15 protein-coding genes are annotated in these 19,404 nt (G+C 60.0%); 2 read left to right on the top strand and 13 right to left on the bottom strand.

The features are described 5' to 3' along the window. Window positions 1-277: 277 nt before the first annotated feature. The 4 genes from PA598K_RS03740 to PA598K_RS03725 all read right to left on the bottom strand — a co-directional run bounded on the left by PA598K_RS03740 (window position 278) and on the right by PA598K_RS03725 (window position 6,744). On the bottom strand, window positions 278-1,888 hold the full coding sequence (locus PA598K_RS03740) for an extracellular solute-binding protein (protein ID WP_128655564.1): 1,611 nt from the start codon (window positions 1,886-1,888) through the stop codon (window positions 278-280). A 61-nt stretch (window positions 1,889-1,949) separates the two neighbouring features. Then, on the bottom strand, window positions 1,950-2,903 hold the full coding sequence (locus PA598K_RS03735) for a carbohydrate ABC transporter permease (protein ID WP_128655563.1): 954 nt from the start codon (window positions 2,901-2,903) through the stop codon (window positions 1,950-1,952). Continuing rightward, window positions 2,897-3,871 carry an ABC transporter permease gene (locus PA598K_RS03730; protein ID WP_128655562.1) on the bottom strand — a complete coding sequence of 325 codons (975 nt, stop codon included), beginning with the start codon at window positions 3,869-3,871 and terminating at the stop codon, window positions 2,897-2,899. Before PA598K_RS03730 ends, PA598K_RS03735 begins: the two co-directional genes overlap by 7 nt. A gap of 17 nt (window positions 3,872-3,888) precedes the next feature. Further along, window positions 3,889-6,744 carry an alpha-mannosidase gene (locus tag PA598K_RS03725; protein ID WP_128655561.1) on the bottom strand — a complete coding sequence of 952 codons (2,856 nt, stop codon included), beginning with the start codon at window positions 6,742-6,744 and terminating at the stop codon, window positions 3,889-3,891. Between the two features lie 250 nt (window positions 6,745-6,994). On the opposite strand from PA598K_RS03725, the gene PA598K_RS03720 reads away from it, so the two are divergent. Both PA598K_RS03720 and PA598K_RS03715 read left to right on the top strand, forming a co-directional pair. Further along, window positions 6,995-8,170 carry a GntR family transcriptional regulator gene (locus PA598K_RS03720; protein WP_128655560.1) on the top strand — a complete coding sequence of 392 codons (1,176 nt, stop codon included), beginning with the start codon at window positions 6,995-6,997 and terminating at the stop codon, window positions 8,168-8,170. 206 nt (window positions 8,171-8,376) lie between these two features. Continuing rightward, window positions 8,377-9,891: a GH32 C-terminal domain-containing protein gene (locus PA598K_RS03715; protein ID WP_128655559.1), complete on the top strand. Its 1,515-nt coding sequence runs from the start codon at window positions 8,377-8,379 to the stop codon at window positions 9,889-9,891. Window positions 9,892-9,957: 66 nt separating this feature from the next. Here PA598K_RS03715 and PA598K_RS03710 read toward each other — a convergent pair whose 3' ends face one another. The 9 genes from PA598K_RS03710 to PA598K_RS03670 are packed head-to-tail and all read right to left on the bottom strand — an operon-like array spanning window position 9,958 to window position 19,399. Next, window positions 9,958-11,262, bottom strand: a complete 1,305-nt coding sequence (locus PA598K_RS03710) for an aspartate aminotransferase family protein (RefSeq protein ID WP_128655558.1) — start codon at window positions 11,260-11,262, stop codon at window positions 9,958-9,960. Further along, window positions 11,259-11,681, bottom strand: a complete 423-nt coding sequence (locus PA598K_RS03705) for a RidA family protein (RefSeq protein WP_128655557.1) — start codon at window positions 11,679-11,681, stop codon at window positions 11,259-11,261. The genes PA598K_RS03710 and PA598K_RS03705 overlap by 4 nt, the downstream gene beginning before the upstream one ends. 53 nt (window positions 11,682-11,734) lie before the next feature. Further along, on the bottom strand, window positions 11,735-12,640 hold the full coding sequence (locus PA598K_RS03700; protein ID WP_128655556.1) for a fumarylacetoacetate hydrolase family protein: 906 nt from the start codon (window positions 12,638-12,640) through the stop codon (window positions 11,735-11,737). Further along, window positions 12,637-13,665, bottom strand: a complete 1,029-nt coding sequence (locus tag PA598K_RS03695; RefSeq protein ID WP_128655555.1) for a Gfo/Idh/MocA family protein — start codon at window positions 13,663-13,665, stop codon at window positions 12,637-12,639. The genes PA598K_RS03700 and PA598K_RS03695 overlap by 4 nt, the downstream gene beginning before the upstream one ends. Window positions 13,666-13,671: 6 nt before the next feature. After that, window positions 13,672-14,691 carry a Gfo/Idh/MocA family protein gene (locus tag PA598K_RS03690; protein ID WP_128655554.1) on the bottom strand — a complete coding sequence of 340 codons (1,020 nt, stop codon included), beginning with the start codon at window positions 14,689-14,691 and terminating at the stop codon, window positions 13,672-13,674. A gap of 24 nt (window positions 14,692-14,715) precedes the next feature. Further along, window positions 14,716-15,474, bottom strand: coding sequence for an SDR family NAD(P)-dependent oxidoreductase (locus PA598K_RS03685; RefSeq protein ID WP_128655553.1), 759 nt, complete (start codon window positions 15,472-15,474; stop codon window positions 14,716-14,718). Window positions 15,475-15,478: 4 nt separating this feature from the next. Continuing rightward, a complete protein-coding gene (locus PA598K_RS03680; RefSeq protein ID WP_128655552.1) occupies window positions 15,479-16,957 on the bottom strand; it encodes a M81 family metallopeptidase in 1,479 nt (492 codons plus the stop codon). Next, window positions 16,954-18,279, bottom strand: a complete 1,326-nt coding sequence (locus tag PA598K_RS03675; protein ID WP_128655551.1) for a M20 family metallopeptidase — start codon at window positions 18,277-18,279, stop codon at window positions 16,954-16,956. The genes PA598K_RS03680 and PA598K_RS03675 overlap by 4 nt, the downstream gene beginning before the upstream one ends. Window positions 18,280-18,301: 22 nt before the next feature. Beyond that, window positions 18,302-19,399 (bottom strand): alanine racemase, encoded by a 1,098-nt coding sequence (locus PA598K_RS03670; RefSeq protein ID WP_185601526.1) that lies wholly within the window; start codon window positions 19,397-19,399, stop codon window positions 18,302-18,304. Between the last annotated feature and the right edge of the window lie 5 nt (window positions 19,400-19,404).

Raw genomic sequence — 19,404 nt, 5'->3', positions numbered from 1 at the left:
GAGTCGGCCGTATCGAGCGTGACGGTCGGCGCAGTCGCAGCGGCCTCCGCCTGCTCAGGCCAAGCCAGCATCCCCCATCCGCTCGTGATCAGGGTCAGCACCAGCACATACGCCATAGCCAGACGCCAACCCTTGCGGCGCAGCTTTCTCATCCTATTGTCCATCATCATCCCATCCCTTCCTTTATTTGAAAGCGCAACCATTCGTAATGAAAGAAAGAGCAGGTCAAACGGTTCCCCCTTCGCCCTGCTCTTTCCCGGCTCTCCTGCGATAGCTGCTAGTTCACATAGTCAGGCTTGTTCTTATTCGTCTGCAGCTCGTTCACTTCATCGATAATTTTCTGACCGCCAGCTTCGCTCCATTTTTGCAGCGCATCGAGCCAAGATTGCTTGGTTGCGGCTTTGCTGATAATGGCGCTGTCCACGACTGGCTGCATATAGTCGTTCCACAGCCTTGCGCCGAGCTCGGCATCGGCTGGCGAGGCGATCGTATAATCCCGCCAATCCGGATAGTCGATTTTTGCGTATTCCTCGAACTTGCCCTTCACATACTCGAAGCTTTCGCCGACGCCTGCACCCTCGTAGTCCAACTGCAAGCTATCCCAGTCCAGCTTCTCGCTGATCGGATCCAGGAAGCGCAGCGGCTCGATTTGCTCGCCCTTGTAGTCCGCTTCGCGCTGCTCGTTCGGGATCACAACTTTTTTGCCGTCGACCACGTTGTAGGTTTTGCCCTCCACCCCATATCGGCGGAAGTCCGAGCCCTCCGTCAGCGTCCAATTCAGATAACGGAAGATACCGTCGGGGTCCTTGGCCTTGGCGGAGATGTAGAAGCCTCGGTCCACCGGAAATACCGAGCGCGTCCCGCCTGGCGTGCCGTCCGGACCGGCGAGCGGCGACATGATGCCGACCTTGGCATTCGGGTCAAGCTTCTGCAGCTTCGTGACCTTCTCGATGTAGCTGACCCAAGGCGTGGCGATGACCGCGGCCATCCCTGCGTTGAATTTGTCCTCGGCGAAATTCGGCTCCTTGTTCAGCTTGAATTCCGGATCGAGCAGCCCTTTGCCGTACAAGCTCTGCAGCCAGACGAAGAAATCGATATTCTTCTCGTTAGCGATCGATGGAATGATCCGGCTCTCGTCGCTTGGGTCCGGCGTCCAGCCGTTCATCGACACCTCCCATGCGGTCGCCAAATCCTTGAACGACCATTCGTAGCCGGCCGTCAGCGGGATCGTGTCGTTTTTGCCGTTGCCATCCGGATCGCTGTTTTTGATGACCTCCAGCGCAGCCACCAGCTCATCCACAGTTGTCGGCTCGGCGATACCCAGCTTTTCGAACCAGTCCTGGCGGTACATGATAGGAGCTGGAGTAATCGGGTAGATCAGATTCGGTATAAAATAAAGATGGCCGTCCGCCGCCCGCAGCTGCTCCCAGATCCCGTCCGGCACAGCGTCCTTTACCGCCGGATACTTGTCCAGATACTCCTCGATGGGCAGGAACGCCCCTTGCTCCTGCAAGTTCCGATCCCGCTCCATCAAGGGACCGTTCGCCCACAGCACATCTGGCAGATCGCCGCCGGCCAGTATCGTGTTGATCTTGGCATCGAAGTCGATGACAGGGATGATGCTGACTTCAATTTCCGCATTCGCCTGCTTGAACAGCTCCTTCTCATACGCCCCGCCTTTGGCATACGTCGCCGGTCCCCAGGTCGGACGCAGATAGGAGAACTTGATCATCTCCGGCTTGGCGCCCTCCTCGGCGCTTTCTGCCGGAGTGTTGCCCTCCCCTGTCTTGTTCGTACCTGCTTTGCCGTTGTTGCCGGAGCAGCCGAGCGCCGTCGTTGCCAGCAGCAGCAGCGCCAACGCGCCAAGGGCCATTTGTCTGTTTTTCATCGTTCGCACACCCCGTTTATTTGGTTTTATGAAAATTCCCGTCAGGGAAACTTCAACATACTCAGCCTTTCACGGAACCCAGCATAATGCCCTTGACAAAATATTTTTGCAGGAACGGATAGACGATCAAGATCGGCACAATCGCAAAGATGATGGTCGCCGCCTTGATGTTCTGCTGGCTGACGACGATCTTGCCCGCATCGCCCGGCCGCATCCCGCCGCCGCCCATGTTCATCATGTTCTGATCGATGATGATCGAGCGCATGACGACCTGCAGGGGCCACTTCGAATTGTCGCTGATGAAGAACAGTCCGGAGAAAAAGTCATTCCAGTGCCCCACTGCGTAAAACAGCCCGATCGTCGCAATGACCGGCTTGGACAGCGGGATAATCAGCTTCCACAACACCTGGAGCTCGGAGGCTCCGTCGAGACGCGCCGACTCCTCCAGACTCTCCGGGATGTTCCAGAAGAAGTTGCGCATCAATATCAGGTTGAACGGCGCGACCAGCCCGGGAATGATCAATACCCAGAGCGTATTGAGCATATGCAGGCTCTTCAGCAGCAGATAGAAGGGGATCAGTCCCGCCCCGAACAGCATCGGGATGACGATCATCCACATGAGCAGCTTGTAGCCGGGAATGTGCGTCTTCGAGAGGCCATAGGCGCCTGTAATCGTGAATGCGAGGTTCAGGAAGGTGCCGAACACAGTGACGTACACTGTAATAGCAAACGATCTGAGCAGCACCTGCGTGCCAAAAATATAGTTGTACGCCTCCAGCGTAAAATCGTGCGGCAGCAGCATCAGCGGATTTTGGGTAATCGCGTGCCCTTCACTCAAGGAAACGGCGAGCACATTGACCATCGGCAGCAGCGTAATCAGCCCAAGCCCGATCAAAATCGCATGGATGATCGTCTGCGCCCACCACGGATTGCGGTCCAGCCGCCTCGTACCGGCCAGCGATACGCGAGGATCATTATCGAAGGACGTGTTGTCCGGATTAGAGCCAGTTACCATAGCGACTTCTCCCCCAATCTGCGAATGATCGCATTGGCTGTGACGATCAGCGTGAAGCCGATGATGCCTTTGAGCAAGCCGAACACGGTCGCCATCTCATACTGCGCGTCCTCCAGCCCCAGACGGTACACATAGGTGTCGATAATATCTGCGACGCCCATGACCGCGCCGTTGTACATCATGAACACCTGATCGAACCCGGCGTCGAGGATGCCGCCCAGCGACAGGACGAGCATCAGCGCGATCACCGATCGGATGCCTGGCAGCGTGACGTGCCAGATCTGCCGCAGCTTGCCGGCGCCGTCGATCTTGGCCGCCTCGTACTGCTGGGGATCGATGCCCGAGAGCGCAGCGAGGTAGATGATCGCGCCCCAGCCGAATTCCTTGGCGATCCCGGTCGCGACCAGGATGGAGCGGAAATACTCCGGCATCGTCAGGAAATTGATCGGCGCAAAGCCAAGGTTCGTCAACACCAGATTGACGATGCCGAGCGGTCCGAGCAGATTAAAGACGATGCCCGAAAACACGACCCATGACAGGAAATGCGGAAAATACGTGACGGTCTGAATGGTCCGCTTGAACCACAGCACCCGGACTTCATTGAGCAGCAGCGCGAACAGGATCGGCACCGGGAATCCGAATGCCAGCCGGTACAGACTGATGGCGATCGTATTCATCGTCACCTGGGGCAGCTTTGCCGATTCGAACACATCGACGAAGTTTTTCCAGCCGACCCACGGGCTTTCCCACATGCCCTTGAAGATCTGAAAATCCTTGAATGCAATCTGCAAACCTACAAACGGGAGATAGGCAAAGATGATGAAGTACACTATCGTCGGAACGATCAGCAGGTAGATGAAGCGAGCCTCCCACACACGTGTGAAAAGCTTTTTTTTCGTCGACCGCAGCTGCCGTTCGTTCGCTTCGGGTACATGGATGCTCAGAGAAGTCCCCCCCTTTTTTTTCATTATGGGTTATCCTGCCTTCACCCAAACTGCAGCCGGACCGCTGCAGCGGCGTAGGCCGGCAATTCAAAAGCGATGATCCCCGTCTCCTCCAGCCGCACCGCTCCGCCGTCCGGCAGCCTGCGCTCCAGCGTGTCGACGAACCAGGCCTCCGTCACCGCAGCAGCCACCCGCAGGCGGACGGTCGTCGGCGCTCCCTCAGTCTCGTACAGACGGATGATCCACACCTTGCCGCCCTCCGCCTCCTCCGGCATCTTCAAGCCGGATACCGCCGCTGTGCCGCCCACCAGCTCGAGGAAGCTGGCATCGAGCGAGCGTCCCCCCGCATGGGCCGTGCCGGACAGCACGCTCAGCGGATGGTTGAACCGATAAGCCGTCTCGATCCGTTCGCAGGCTCGCTGACCTGCCGGCAGCACGCCGATCGCAAAGGAAGCGCGGTGATGATTGCCCAGCTCCGGGTGCAGATCGGGATCGTAGGAGCTGCGGATCAATGCGACCGCGAGCGAATCGTCCGTGCCGCGGAAGCCATACTTGTTATTCGTAACGAGCATGACAGAGGATGCGGCCGACTCGTCGGTCGGAACGGCGAGCATAAAGCTGTTGCCGGGCACATCGTGCGCCAGCGGCTCGCGCTCGATGATCCCGTAAGGAACATCGTACTGATAGCTCTTGATCGCAGCGGCAAGCGGCCAATAGAAGTTCAACTGCGGTACGCTGTCGCCCGGCCGGCCGATCTCATGCCAGTCGCATTCCAGATCGTATCTCAGGAACGGACTGCCGTGATCGAGCGAGATGTAAGCTCGCAAGAGCGACTGACCAAAGCGGAATTCCAGATGTACGGTTTGCCGCAGCGGCCCCCAGACGCCTTTTTTGATCTTGACCGCACGATCATGCAGGCTCTCGACCTCCATATAGCGACCGACTCGCCAGGAGGTCATCGCCCGCTCGGGGTCCTCCTGGATGAGCCGGAACATACCGGCCGGCTTTGCCGGATCGATGAGCTGCTCGCCCGTCTCCTTGTTGAGGAGCGAGCGGACGGTACCATTGCGCGTATCGAACACGACCTGCAGCCGTTCATTCTCCAGCACATACGTATCCTCGAGATCGATGCGCGGCTCCGTCGCCTGGTACGGCCCGACCGTTGCATCCCCCTCGGAGATCGTATAAGTGGCATAGCCACACGCCGGAGCCTTGGCGAACGCAAGGATGCGGATATAATCATGTCCCCAGTACACATTGTACCCTTGGTCGATCACCTGGTACGGCGCCGGTTGCCCTGCGCTATCGCGTACCGCCAGCTCCTTGATCGGGCTCTTCCAGTCCCACAGCACGATCTCGACAACCTCCTCGCGCGCATGGACAGAAGGGTTGAACAGATGCACGATCCGGGTATTGCCGCGTCCCCGCTCGACCTGGGTAATCTGGAATGTCCGCGAGCCGTAGCCGGCCCCCGCCCCCTCTGACACCGTCAGCCGATCGCCGTCGCCTGTCAAAGCCGATGTATCGATCCCGGCTGCGAGCTGCTCCATCGCCAGCTTGCGATTCGTATTGGCGATCGCCATCGTCTGCTGGAACAGCCCTAGCGCATGCTCACGCGTCTCGATGACGCCAGAGCCCGGCAGGATGTCGTGAAATTGATTAAACAGCACATTGCGCCAGGCTTCCTCATACGCTTCGCCCGGATAGACGGCGTTCGCCTCGACGCTGGCCACGGCGTTGAACGCTTCCGCTTCGTTCAACGCAGCTTCGCCCATCCGATTCGCCGTCTTGATCCGCGACTGCGAGGTGTAGCAGCCAGTGAATACGAAGTTCTGCTCTCCTCTGACGACAGGGAAGCGATCCGCCACCTTCTCCGCCAGGGCAAAAAACTCGCGATACGTCCCGAATCGCAGACGCGGATAGATCGGCCAGTCGTTCATATCGATCAGCCGCTCGAGGTCGCGCCTCGTCGGGCCGCCGCCATGATCGCCGACGCCATACACCTTCAGGTAGGTGTTCAGTCCGGTCTGACGACAAATGTCCGGCACATAGGTGCCGAGCGAAGACTGAATATTGTCGTTGTACCAGGTGGGCTCGCGATAGACGAGTACGGACTGGCCTGAAGGCGCTTCCCAATGGTAGAAAATCGGCGCCTCATTGCCCCGGCAGTGGTAGAAAAACTTGACGCCCCCGTTGGCGAGAATCTCCGGCACGTTGAGACTGTGGCCGAACGTATCCGGCTCAAAGTCGATGTTCAGACTGTCGATGTCCAACTCGAACAGCTCCGCCAGGTAACGTTTGGCATAAAGCATATGGCGGGAGAGGCTTTCGCCGCTCGGCATATTTTTGTCCGCTTCCACCCAGTGAGAGGCCGTCACCTCCCAACGTCCTTCCTTCACTCTTTGCTTGATCTCCGCCAGCATGGCTGGCGCGAATTGCTCGACGATTCGATAAATCGACGCCTGAGACTGCGAGAAGGTGAACGTCGGGTATTCATCCATCAGGTTCAGCATCGTCCGGAACGTATCGAGCGTGACAGCGACCGTCTCGTCCCACGACCACATCCAGTTCATGTCGATATGCGCATGCGCGACACACAGCACCTCGTAGCTTTTGGCCTGCTCCGCAAGCTCCTGCAATTGAGCTTCCGTCTCCAGCACGATCGACTTGCTGATGACTCCCTCTGCGGCTAGCTGCGCCTCCACATTCGTAAGCGCTTTCTCGATAGCCCCGTCATATTTGCCTTCGTTTACCTTGGACATTTCGTAGGCAAAGCTGAGCTGCGCCAGCATGCGCCCGCCCCAGTAGCCGTATTTCTCCGTAATTTTCTCTTCCCAGTAGCTCTTGGGTTCCGGACCAAGCAGATCTCTCAGTCGGCGCTCCAGGGTGGATGTCATTGGATTCACTCCCACAAAGTTTCTTTTAGATACCTATATACCAATTATTCATATTTAGATACCTTTCTCACGAGTAAATATATTATAATTCAATCCCGTTGTAAAGCTTAACTTTTTGAACGATCGCAAAAGGGATGGAATCCGGATTGCGAAGGTCTAAAGGTTGTATATTGGTATATTTATGTGTTTTGTCCGACCGATTGTGGTAAAATGGGACCTAATGATAACGAACTGGAGTTGAATCCTGCGAATGACACGAAACACGAAGCGCACGCCGCTCTATTCACAGATCCGGGACTATATCCTGGCCAATATCCAACAGCTGCACTGGCAGGCCGATGACCAACTGCCCACGGAGCAGGAGCTGGCCGAGAAATTTAACGTCAGCCGCTTTACCGTAAAGAAAGCGATGGCGGAGCTGGTGAAGGAAGGTCTCGTATACCGCATTCAAGGCAAAGGCTCCTTTATCTCGCAAGTTGTCGGCGAGGAGCATCGCTCCAGCCCCGTCCAGGCGACTGAAGCGGGCGTGTCGACGATGAAGCTGATCGTCCTGCTCACGCCGCATATCCAGAGCAGCCTGTCCGCGAGCATCCTGACGGGAGCGGAATATTATCTGGCCGAGCAAGGGTATCAGCTGATCGTCCGCTCGACGCGCAACGAGCAGGAGCTGGAACGTCGATTGCTCGTCGACTCCGTACGCATGGGCGTGCGCGGGGTGATGATCTTTCCGGTGGACGGGGAGACCTACAACGAAGAGATATTGCGGCTGACGCTGAACAAATTTCCAGTGGTCGTCATCGACCGGTATTTGCGCGGAGTCGAGACCAACTGCGTCTGCTCGGACAATATCGGCGGCGCTTATGAAGCGGTCTCGCACCTCATCGAGCTGGGCCATCGGAACATTGCCTTCGTCGTCGTCCACGATCGCAACACGACCAGCCTCGAGGAGCGCATCGCAGGCTACGAGCGGGCGCTATCCGCCAAGCAATATCCGTTCGGCCCGCGCCTGACCTGCTTTGAGTCGGAGGACCCGGAGCTGACGCCGGAGCATCGAGCGCAGCAGGGAGATCAGCTCGAGCGGATGACGTTGCGCATCCAGGCTTTTCTGGAGCAAAACCCAACCGTCACCGCCGTATTCGCCGCTACGACCTATAGCGGTCTGGCGACGCTGCAGGCGGCAGCGAACCTCGGCCTCCGCGTGCCCGAGCAGCTGTCTGTCGTGCTCTGCGACGACTTCGAGCATTCCGGGCTCTCCCGCATCCCGCCGACATGCGTCGTCCAGCAGGAGAGCGAGCTCGGCATCGAAGCCGCAAGGCTGCTGCTCTCGATTATCGACAACCCGCTGCAGGAGCGCAAAAAGCTGACGCTGCCCACCCGGCTCGTGGTGCGGCAATCGACTGCCCCGCCTATTGGTGGGGATCAATAGACATACACAACATAGCCGGAGCGAGCTGCCGTTTTGCTTTCTTTGCCCACAGGCGCAGCTCGCTCCATCCTTCTCCCACTCACCAACCTTACTCTCCCCCTCCTCTACAATTCCAGCTTTACAGAGAAAATCACATGATTTATACTTGTATGTGAAATAGGTATAAAGGTATTTTGATATGTATATTCAGGAGGTTAACATTCCACATGCTCTACAAACCACATGAGGACCGTCTTTGGGATTGCTGGATCGTGCCGTATCGTAACCGCTATCATTTGTTTTATATCCGTATCACCCCTGGCACCGAACGGTGGAACGGGATCAGTATGGCCGTCTCGACCGATCTGCTCCATTGGGAGGAGTATGGTCCAATCCTGGAGAAGCATCCGGACGCCGCTTGGCTTGGCACCGGCATGGTACAGCGCATCGGCGACGAGTTCATTATGAATTACTCGGAGGAGCTCATCCCGGGCCATCAACAGATCCGCTTTGCCCGCAGCCAGGATCTCTACACCTGGGAACGGATCGACGACGTGGTCCTGCGACCAGATCCGGCCTATTATCTGGACGCCCCCGAGGATTGCGTCGAGGAATTGCCGCGTTGGGACTCGCTAGGTATCGTTGGCGCCTTGCAGGATGCCGCTCCGCCCTACACCGGTTTTTTGACTGCCCATGCGGCGGAGCGTAAGCTCAAGGCCAAGGCGGGCGTGCTCGGCGTCGTGACCTCGATGGATGGCATCCACTGGGAGGCGCTGCCTCCAGGGACAGCCGAGGATCTGTTCCCCAACTATGAAGTGCCTGAGCATCTGAGCTTCGACGACCGGCACTACGTCATGTTCTCGACTGTGACGCAGCACGGCTGGCGGTATGACGACCGGGCACTGGCGCGGTCCGGCGGGACCTACTATGTCGTCTCCGAGCAGCTGCATGGACCCTACCGACTGCCGCCCGGGGATCCGATGCTGGTCGGCAGCCGCGACCATGCCAATGTCGTGATGGCTTATGTGGGGCGAGTCATTCCGCACGCATCCGGCTATCTTTTCTATCATTTCTGGGGGAATGACCATATCGACGGTCGAGTCGGTCTGCCCAAGCGGATCGTCGAGCGCGAGCCGTGGGTGCTGAAGCTGGAATATTGGGAGGGGTGCGAATCGGTGAAAGGGGCGCTGGCGAGCAGCGGCATCGCTCTCTCCTCGTACCGCGTGCTGCGTCAACCTGGCCGTCTGCCGTCGGTGATCTGGCAGTCAGAGGACGACCGGACGCTGAGCTTCGTCAATCAGGGCAGCACAGGCGGCATCGAGCGAGAGCTGCCGCATACGCCGTCCCCTACCGCCAGCAGTCTCGATTGGAGCGACGGACGCGTGATCGAGTGCGCGGTAACGGTTCAAGAGGGCGCAGGAGTTGGCATCTTTGTTGGCGAGCGGCGGTTTTGCCTCTTTTTGAACGTTCGCCACAGCCGCCTCGAGCTCGGGGATGTGAAGCACGGATGGGGCGTGGCGAACGTCCTCGAGCTGGCGGCGCACAAGCCTTGGCCATTGGCCTACGACACGACGTTCCAGCTTCGTCTATTCGTACGCAACGAATGCATCGAGCTGTTCATCAACGACGCCTACGCCATCTCCTACCGTCTGGATCAACCGCTGACGCTCTCTCATCTGGGCTTCTACGCCGAGGATGCGAGCGGCTCCATTACGGATCTTAACATTTGGGAGATGGCCTGAGTTTTACAAAAGAAGCTGCGCACCGTAACAGGATACGCAGCTTTTTTCATTGCTTGCTGACGCCTTCTACAAATCCGCCAGCACGCGATCTGCTGCGCGAAGCGTATCGTTCACTTCCCGTTCGGTGTGGACGGCAGAGATATACCACAAGCCGTTAGAGCGTACGAGTACGCCCTCCGCCAGCATCAGCTCTGCGAATCGGCTGTATTTGGCGGCGTCTTTTTTAGTAAACGTCGCAAAGTCCTCGACGATCGGCTCATCCGTGAACATCAGGTTGAACACCGGCCCCGCCTGATTAATAACGCCGGGAATCTCATGCTTGGCGAGCAGCTCGCGCAAGCCGTCTACCAGCAGTCGCGCGGTGTGCTCCATGGTTGCATACGCCGCGCCATCGTCAGATGCCAATACATCGATGGTCGCCAGCGCAGCGGCCGTTGCCACGCCATTGCCGTTCAGCGTGCCCAGATGACTTACCGTTCCGTCCTCGATCAACGACATCAGCTCCCGACGCCCGGCCACGGCGCTGATCGCCACGCCCCCGCCCAATGCCTTGCCGATCGTAATCAGATCCGGCTGGATGCCGAGCTTGCCGTGCGCGCCGCCCAGACCGAGTCTGAAGCCGGTGATCACTTCATCCAGGATCATGACGATCCCCAGCTCCTCGGTCAGTCGCCGCATCTGCTCCAGATAGCCGGCCTTGGGCAGCATACAGCCGTTATTACACATCACCGGCTCGGAGATGACCGCCGCGATCTCCTCCCGGTGCGCGCGCAGCGCCCGCTCCAGCGCCTCCGCATCGTTCCACGGCAGCAGGATGATGTCCTCTAGCGCCGCTGTGCTCTGTCCGCCGGTGCCGGGGCTGACCGCCGCGTCCGACGTCGGAGCACTCGCACGCATATCGGAGCTCGGAAACGCCGTGAAGATCGCATCCGACCAGCCGTGATAATGACCATGGAACCGGACCACCTTGCGCTTGCCCGTATAGGCTCGCGCCAGACGCAGGGCGAGCATGACCGCCTCGGTGCCGGAGCCGCTCAATGCGACCTGGTCGGCGCACGGCAACAGCTCGGTCAACCGCCTCGCCAGCTCGATCTCCCCGTCATGCTGGATGCCATAGGTAATGCCTCGCTCCATCGCCTCAATCACGCGGGCGGTGATGGCCGGATGCGCATGGCCGAGAATGAGTGGACCATAGGCGAGTAGATAGTCGATATATTCGTTTCCGTCTACGTCCCGGAGCCGCGGACCGCTACCCGAGGCTGCGAAGAGCGGAGAAGGCTTCATGGCGCTGCGGAGCGAGCTGGCCACGCCACCCGCCAGATAGCGGCGCGATGTCTCGTATTTGTGCCGCGACTGTTCCGTCCGTATCACAGGGCCTCATCTCCCTTGACGTCCGACGTGTCTTCTCCGCGCCTGGTGGGCGCGTAGGCGATCGCGTCGATCTCGATCAAGTAGTCCCCGATCAGGCAGCCGATCGAGGTGCGCGTCGGAAACGGCCGGCTCATGACGCTTTCATAGGTTTTGTTATAGCCCGGGAAATCCTCCATTTTACTGAGGAAGGCATTCATCTTGACGACATGGTCAAGGGTGAGGCCCGCCGCCTGCAGGATTCGTTCGATATTGCGAAGACATTGCACGGTCTGCTCCTCGATGGTAGCTCCCGCGACGACTCGAGTGCTCGGGTCGACGCCTACCTGGCCGGAGACGTACACGAAGTCTCCGGCACGCAGCGCTTGAGAGAACGGCAGCGGAAACGCCGGAGCGAGCTCCGTATGGATAATAGTCGACAAGTTGATCCAGCTCCTTTTCGATTCAAGTGACGATGCTTCCTGCGAAAGGCCGCCTAGACCTCAGCGACCATACGATTCGTTAATACACCCAGCTTCTCGATCTCGACCTCGACCAGATCTCCCGCTTGCAAATACTGCTGTTCCGCCTCCGGATAGCCCATAACTACGCCTTCGGGCGTGCCCGTCAGGATGATGTCGCCCGGCAGCAACGTCATATGTCGCGACAAATAGCTAACGATCTCCCCGCACCCGAAAATCATATCCGAGGTCGAGGAGTGCTGCCGCAATTCGCCGTTTACGGTCGTACGAATGGCGAGCCGTTGCGGATCGCCGACTTCGTCGGCCGTGACCAGATAAGGGCCCAGCGGCGAGAAGCCGTCGCAGGTTTTGCCCAGCAGCCACTGTCCCGTCCTGAATTGCAGATCCCTCGCCGACAGATCGTTGACGTTGCAATAGCCGAACACGTAATCGAGCGCTTCCTCCTCCGGGACGTTCTTTGCTGCCCGCCCCATCACAATCGCAAGCTCCGCCTCATAATCGACTTGGGTAGAAACCGCAGGCAATACGACATCGCTCCCGTGGGCAGTCAACGTGTTGTTGAACTTGTTGAACACAATCGGGTAGACGGGGATCGGGGAATTCGTCTCCTCCGCATGCCGCCGATAGTTGAGCCCGATACAGATGATTTTGCCGGGATTCGTCACGCAGGGCGCATACGTAAGCTGCGATTCCTCCATCAGCCAATCCTTGGTTTCTCCAGACGCCAGCGCCTGGTGCTCCAGCCTTTGCAGAGCCTCGATGGCCGCATCGCCTTGCTCGATGACCTCCATGATCGTCTCCGGCACAGCCTGCTTATGCTCCTGCCAAGCTGCGGCCGCCACGGACACATCTATAATTCCGCGCTCCGTGCGGATGCCCAAGTGTGGCGCATCATCCCGCAGGAAGGTTACCAGCTTCATCGAATGTCCACTTCCTTTCCTGTTGTTGAAGATTCGTACATCGCCGCGATGAGCTGCACCGCCTTGCGGGCCTCGTAGCCGTTGATCATCGGTTCTCTGTCCTGACAGATGGCATCGATCAGATCCTCGACGAGGATCGCATGCCCCTCATACGATAGATTGCCAGGGTCCGCTCCCGGCGCGATCGGGCGCGATGTCTCGATCTCGGCAGCGGTTCCGCTGCGCGTGTGCCAGAGCTGAATCCCGTCATCCCCGAAGATGATCGAGCCTTGATCGCCGAGCAGCTCGAATCGCGTCGCCTGCGCCGGGAATACCGATGTCGCCCCCTGGATGACGCCAAAGGCTCCGCTCCTGTACCGGACGACGGCTACCGCCGTGTCCTCCACCTCGATGTCCCGCGCCAATGCGGCTGAATAGGCGAAGACGGACGCGACATCGCCCATGATCCATTGCATGAGATCGATGCCGTGCACCCCTTGATTCATCAGCGCGCCGCCGCCGTCCAAGGCCCATGTCCCCCGCCAGCTCGCGCTTCGATAATAATCCGGACTCCGATAATATTTCAGATAGGCATCGCCCATGACCATTCGTCCCAATTGATGCTCCTGCACGGCTCGGCGCGCCGCAATCGCCTCCGGCATCGTTCGCCGTTGATAGACGCAGCCGAGCTTGACGTTATGCTGCTCCACCGCCTCGATGATGCGGTCCACTTTGTCCAAGCTAATCTCGAGCGGCTTCTCGCACAACATATGCTTGCCCGCTCTTGCCGCTTCCACCGCCGCCCACTCATGAAGGCCGCTTGGCAAGCAAATGCACACGACATCCAGCTCGCGAAGCCGCAGCAGCTCGGCAAGCTCGGTGAAGACATGCTTGACGGCATACGTTGCCGCCAGCCGAGCAGCCGACTCCGGCTTGCTGCCGCATACGGCGATCAGCTCTGCTCTCGGGCTCGCCTTGATCGCCTCCGCATGCATGACCGCTATCGCTCCCGCCCCTACAATTCCAAAACGCAGCGCTCCGCTCATAGTCGCTCAGCCCTCCACCCAAGAGATCGATCGCGCGGACTCGTCCGCATCGATCGTTGCCAGGACCGCTCGCCATAAATCTTCGTCCGTTAAGACGGAGGACTGGCCTGCCAGACGACGGAGGAAATCCTCGGTGATCGTCGCGGGCGGCTGCTCCAGCTCCGCCAGGCTCAGCGGCTCCGTATGCCCGACATGGAGCAGCAAGGGCCGATCCGTCTGGTCGCACGCGGAGGGATCGCCCGACAGCCGCAGCTCCGCCGCTCCTTCCGTACCCGTCACGAACAGCCTGCCGTCTCCCCACGTCCAGCTCCCCTTGGGGGTATGCCAATCGGCGTAGAGCTGGGCGCTGACACCATTCTCCATCATCACCTGCAGGGAGGCGGTATCGTAGAAGTCCGGGTACTCAGGCAGCACATGCTTGACCGTCACGCCCTCCATCGAAGCGATCTCGCTGCCAGTCAGCCAGCGCAACAGATCGACATCATGGATCAGCAGATCGATGATGATCCCGCCGCACTGGGCTTTGGAAAAAAACCAGGGCGGTCGCGTCTCTGGACGGAGCAGATGCGGCTTGCGGATGCCGATCGAGACCAGTCGTCCGAGCTTGCCTTGATCGATCTGCTGCTTCAAGGTATAGACGGCCGGGTGAAATCGCTCGGTCAGCAGCATCCCGACCTTGATCTTCCCTCTTGCCATAACCGCCCTCAACCGTTCATAGTCCGCTCGATTCGTGACGGCTGGCTTATCGATCATCACATGCTTCCCATGACGCTCGCATCGCTCGATGATCGCGATCTTCTCTTGATTGATAGCCGAGCTGCCGATAATCTCTGCCTGCGAGGCCAGCAATACGTCGGGCGCATCGACGAGCCCAACGTTGTACCGGGAGGCCAGCTCCGACGCCAGCTCCCGATTGCGAGCTTCGTAGATGCCGGCGCATGTATGGCCCAGAGCGAGCATCTCATCGATGAAGATCCCGATATGGGGATGCTCGCAGCCTATAATGCCAAAGGTTTTCGTATCCATATCTGCCTCCTTATATTCCAGCGCCTAAGACAGCTTGCTAAATTGGCCCCCATCGACGACCAGACAATGGCCGGTCATATACCTCGCGTCCTCGGAAGCGAGGAACAGGGCCGTATCGGCAATCTCCTCCGGCTGCCCGGCCCGCCCCATCGGAATGGTGCGCAAGTACGAATCAAAAGCATCCCGGTTATCGATGAGTGGCTGGGTGAGCCGCGTCTGGATGAACCCCGGGCATAAGGCATTCACGCGGATGCCGAGCGGGGCCAGCTCAAGCGCCATCGACATCGTGAGCAGGTTGATCCCTCCCTTGCTCGCATTGTAATGCGCCTGATCCGCTTCCGCCGCCAGACCGTTGACGCTCGACATATTAATAATCGAGCCACCGGTGCGCTGCTCTGCCATGACGCGCGCCACAGCCTGTCCCGTCAGAAACGTGCCTTTGAGATTAACGTCCATATGCCGATCCCATTCCGCCTCCTCCATGTCCAGGAAGGGAGCCGTCCTGCAGATGCCGGCATTATTCACGAGAATATCGATCGCGCCCCACCGCGCCAGCGTCGTCTCCACCAACGACCGGACAGCGGTCCGGCTCTGCACCTCGCCGCACACCGCGATGGCCTGCACGCCGCTCGCCTGGAGCTCGGCCGCTGTCTGGTCGAGCTCCTCCCGCTCTCGTCCCATGATGACGACCTGCGCGCCTTCGGCGCCGAATCGAGCCGCGATCGCTTTGCCGATGCCCGAGCTCCCGCCGGTTACGATAGCTACCTTATCCTTCAGTCTCATCGCTTCACTCCTGTTCTGCATCCAGCGGATCGATCGGTCTGCGGACCTTGGCATAGTGAAAATGCAACAGGTTGGCGCTGCAGCACCCGGGAGAATCCACATCGATGATCTTGCGCGCATAGGGGCCGAAGGCCGCTTGCCAGGCGATGGCCGACTTGACGACGATCAGATCAAAGTCGTTCGGACGCAAACCGACGCACTGAATATGGCCAAGATCCCAAGGGGCTGTCCGTTTCTCGGTCAGCACGACCGTCAATAACCCGCATTCGACGACTGCCGTACGTCCCATATCCGCCAGTTGTCCAGTCATATACGGCCCGATATGCCGATACCTCCCGTCGGAGAGCAGTCGAATCCTGCCTGCGATCGGGACCGGGTCGCCGTGCAGACGATCGCTCCTGCCGCCGACCTGCCCTTCATAATGTCCGCCGACGCCCAGCGCGAACGCTTCGCGCACCGCCTCCTCGTCCTTGAGCACGACGAGCGCTCGCTTCGGTATATCCGTGAGGTGCGCCAGCACATGCGTCGCATCCGCAGGCGCGCCGCCACCGACATTATCCGAGCCCTCGACGAGGATGACCGGCCCCTCGGACGACGCCAGCGCTGCGGCGACGGCCTGCTCGGGCGGCCATTGATCCATCCGGAATTGCGCGCCTATCTCCACCGCCATCTGCTTGAGCTGGGCCGCATAGCTGTCCGCCGCAGCGCGGTCGCCATCCGTCGTTACGATCAGCGACATCCCCGCATCCGGCACGTCGCAATACGGGAAGCCGCCGACAACCGACACATTGAGGACGTCAGGATGCGTCTCGATCTCGAATGCCCGGTCCATCAGCCGCTTCATGCCGCCTTGCTCCGTCATCATCGCCTGGGGCACGACCAGCATGCCCGTATGAGCATAAGCGCGCACAGGCGAGATCTCGCCCCGGATGCAGCGGAGGAGCAGCTCGAACGCTTCTTCGGCGCGCTCGTGCATGTCGATATGAGGATAGGTGTCGTAGCCCACCACGATATCCGCCAGCCGCACCATATCGCAGCTCACATTGGCATGCAGATCGATCGTCATCGCGATCGGCCAATCGGCTCCGTAGCGGGCGCGGATGCTGCGCAGGCACGCCCCCTCAAAATCATCGTACTGCTCCGAAGCCATCGCTCCGTGCATCATAATCAACAGCCCCGATGCCGCCGGGTCAAGCGAATCGACGAGGCTCGCGAGCAGCTTGTCCGCAGCCGCCGCGCTGACCATGCCGCTCGGCGTAGCGGCCGCATACAAGCCAGCGCTCCATGCGACGCCATGGCGGGCGGCGGCATCGATCGCCCCGCCCATCGAGGTGCGCGTGCCGCCATACCGTTCGCCAAATGCGTCGTTGCCGACCACCCATTCTTCCTCAAACTGCTCCAGCCCCGTCAAGCCCGGCGCAAACGTATTGGTCTCGTGATAGATGCCCGCTATCGCGATCCGTCCGGCTTCCCCTTGCTTCATGAGCGCTCCGCTCCCAAGGACGAGTCGACGCCGCACCAGTCCGCGATCAGCTCGGCATACCAGCGGATCAGCGCGAAATAACTGTCCAGCTCCAAATATTCATCCGGCGCATGAGCGTTGCCTCCCGTCGGGCCGAGCACGAGCGCAGGGGTGCGGCTATACAGATTGAACATGAAGGCGTCGCACGTAAACGGGGCACCCTCCGGCTCCCCGACAGACGTGCCAAGCGCCCGCTCTCCCGCCGCCTGGGCGAGGCGGATAAAGGTCCGACTGCGCTCGTCCTCCGGCACGGCGCTTGCCTCCAGATAACGAATGATCGGAGAGAGCTCGAGCGGACACGCGAGCAGCGCCGGATAATCGTCCACGCGCGAGCCGTAGAACGTCCGGAACGCCTCCAGCACCTGTTCCCCGCTGATGCCGGGGTAGCTCTCGATCCAGAAATCGACCTCGGCCTTGTCCGACATCTCGGCTACCTCGCGGGTCGGGTCCCCGGTGACGAGCTTCATCGCGAAGACCTCGGCTGGCTTGCTGCCGCGCCACAGCTCCGGGGCCGGCCAGCGCTCGCGCCAATACCGGCCGAAGGCCTGGAGCAACTGCACGAACTCCACTGCCGCATCGAGAGGGTTGACGATCTGCTCGCCATTAAATACGATGCCGTTTTTGCCCGTGAATCGCGCCTTCCAGGCGCCGCCTCCGAGATGGGCGGGATACAGCTTCAAGTTGCTCGGCTCCGGGATAATCGCCATATCCGCGTCCGGTCCGTGCAGACGAGCGGCCAGCGCTCCGTTGGAGCCCCCGTACTCCTCGTCGACGACGCTCTCGGCGATCACATCGCCCAGCAGCTCCACCTGCAACTCACGCAGACAGCGGATCGCCATCAGGGAGGCGGCCAGCCCGCCCTTCATATCGTAAGCGCCGCGGCCATACAGCCGTCCCTCGCGGACGAGGCCGCCCAAGGGCGGGAAGGCCCATGGCCTTCTCCCTTCGGCGACTGTATCCGCATGACTCGAGAACAGCAAGGACCTGCCGCCGCCTGCGCCTCTGAAGCGGCCGACGACATTGGGCCTGCCCGCGTACTCCCTCCCCGGGAAGTAGGCGGGATGGTCTACGAGCCCCCGCACGCTCTCGATGTCATACATCTCGACCTCCGCACCCTCGGCGCGCAGCCAAGCCGCGATCGTCTGTTGCACGGCGCGCTCGTCGCCTGACGGCGGACGATTGACGCTTGCCGTGCGGATCAACTGCTGAGCGAGCTCAACAGCAGACGCTTGATTGTTCGCCATCCATTCCCCGATGCGATCAGACAATCTCTCCTGCTTCATGCTTTCATCCTTTCGCCTCGCATTATCGTATTCGTCCGCGCGCGTCGACGGGCAGCTCGCGCTCGAAGCGCCCGTTGCGTACACCGATTAATCCATCCTGCAGGTTGACAACGGTACAGCAATGATTGGGGATGATGGACACGACGTCGCCGATGCGCAACGAGCAATCGTCCGGGACGCGCATGATCGCATGCTCTTCGCTGAGCCGCTCGATGACGGCGTCCGGATGATCGGGCACATAGCCGTACCCCGGGCGATGAACGCTGACGTCCGTCGTTAACGTCTTCGAGCCCGCATCGAGGATCAGCGTGCCAGGACGCGGCGCGCTGACGACGGTGGCATAGATGTGCATCGCGCATTCCTCCAGCGCAATCGTGCCGGGGTATAATTGCGAGCCATCGCCGAATACATAAGCGCCCGGACGCATCTCGGTTATGCCCTTCACTTCCCCGATGAACTTGCTCGTCGGCGTGGAGCCGACACTGATCTCTAGGACCGTTATCCCTTGCGCCCGCAATTGCTCCTGTGTGGCAAGCAGCGCCTGCGCTTCCGCATGCGCAACCTCTCTGCAGCCGTCGACGGTAGACCGGCTGTACGCATGACCGGCATGCGTCATGAGGCCGACGAGCTCCACGCCCGCCAGCTCCGCCAGACGCAGGCCGATCTCGGCGGACGGCGCGCCGGGCTCGGCTCCGCATCGATCCAGCCCGGAGTTCACATCCAGGTATAACGGAATCCGGGTACCCAGCGTAAGTCCCAGGCGCGATAGCCCTTCGGCCGCTTCCACGCTGTCCACGCCGACAGTGACCCTGGCCTTCTCGATGAGCGCGGCCAGCCTGGCAAGCTTGCGAGCGCCCAGGATCGGATACGCGATCAAGATATCCTCGATCCCGGCCTCCGCCATCACCTCGGCCTCTCCGAGCTTGGCGACGGTGATCCCGCAGGCGCCGAGCGCCAGCTGCCGCTTGGCAATCCAGATGCTTTTGTGCGTCTTGATATGCGGCCTTAGCTTCACGCCTGCCCTAGCCGCCCGATCGCTCGTCTGACGCAGGTTGCGATCCAGCCGATCCAGATCGATGACCACGGCCGGCGTGTCCAGCTCCTCCACAAACGATGACATGAGCT

The sequence above is a fragment of the Paenibacillus sp. 598K genome (assembly GCF_003851045.1).
In the GTDB taxonomy this organism is placed as follows: domain Bacteria; phylum Bacillota; class Bacilli; order Paenibacillales; family Paenibacillaceae; genus Paenibacillus_D.
The sequence above is the reverse complement of the archived record's forward strand: the minus strand, read 5'-3'. Positions and strand labels throughout refer to the sequence as shown.

Excerpts from the sequence above, each read along its gene's own strand:
- PA598K_RS03690 (WP_128655554.1), bottom strand. The coding sequence starts at position 14,691 with ATGGATACGAAAACCTTTGGCATTATAGGCTGCGAGCATCCCCATATC.
- PA598K_RS03680 (WP_128655552.1), bottom strand. The coding sequence starts at position 16,957 with ATGAAGCAAGGGGAAGCCGGACGGATCGCGATAGCGGGCATCTATCAC.
- PA598K_RS03700 (WP_128655556.1), bottom strand. The coding sequence starts at position 12,640 with ATGAAGCTGGTAACCTTCCTGCGGGATGATGCGCCACACTTGGGCATC.
- PA598K_RS03670 (WP_185601526.1), bottom strand. The coding sequence starts at position 19,399 with ATGTCATCGTTTGTGGAGGAGCTGGACACGCCGGCCGTGGTCATCGAT.
- PA598K_RS03730 (WP_128655562.1), bottom strand. The coding sequence starts at position 3,871 with ATGAAAAAAAAGGGGGGGACTTCTCTGAGCATCCATGTACCCGAAGCG.
- PA598K_RS03720 (WP_128655560.1), top strand. The coding sequence starts at position 6,995 with ATGACACGAAACACGAAGCGCACGCCGCTCTATTCACAGATCCGGGAC.
- PA598K_RS03735 (WP_128655563.1), bottom strand. The coding sequence starts at position 2,903 with ATGGTAACTGGCTCTAATCCGGACAACACGTCCTTCGATAATGATCCT.
- PA598K_RS03725 (WP_128655561.1), bottom strand. The coding sequence starts at position 6,744 with ATGACATCCACCCTGGAGCGCCGACTGAGAGATCTGCTTGGTCCGGAA.
- PA598K_RS03695 (WP_128655555.1), bottom strand. The coding sequence starts at position 13,665 with ATGAGCGGAGCGCTGCGTTTTGGAATTGTAGGGGCGGGAGCGATAGCG.
- PA598K_RS03685 (WP_128655553.1), bottom strand. The coding sequence starts at position 15,474 with ATGAGACTGAAGGATAAGGTAGCTATCGTAACCGGCGGGAGCTCGGGC.
- PA598K_RS03675 (WP_128655551.1), bottom strand. The coding sequence starts at position 18,279 with ATGAAGCAGGAGAGATTGTCTGATCGCATCGGGGAATGGATGGCGAAC.
- PA598K_RS03715 (WP_128655559.1), top strand. The coding sequence starts at position 8,377 with ATGCTCTACAAACCACATGAGGACCGTCTTTGGGATTGCTGGATCGTG.
- PA598K_RS03740 (WP_128655564.1), bottom strand. The coding sequence starts at position 1,888 with ATGAAAAACAGACAAATGGCCCTTGGCGCGTTGGCGCTGCTGCTGCTG.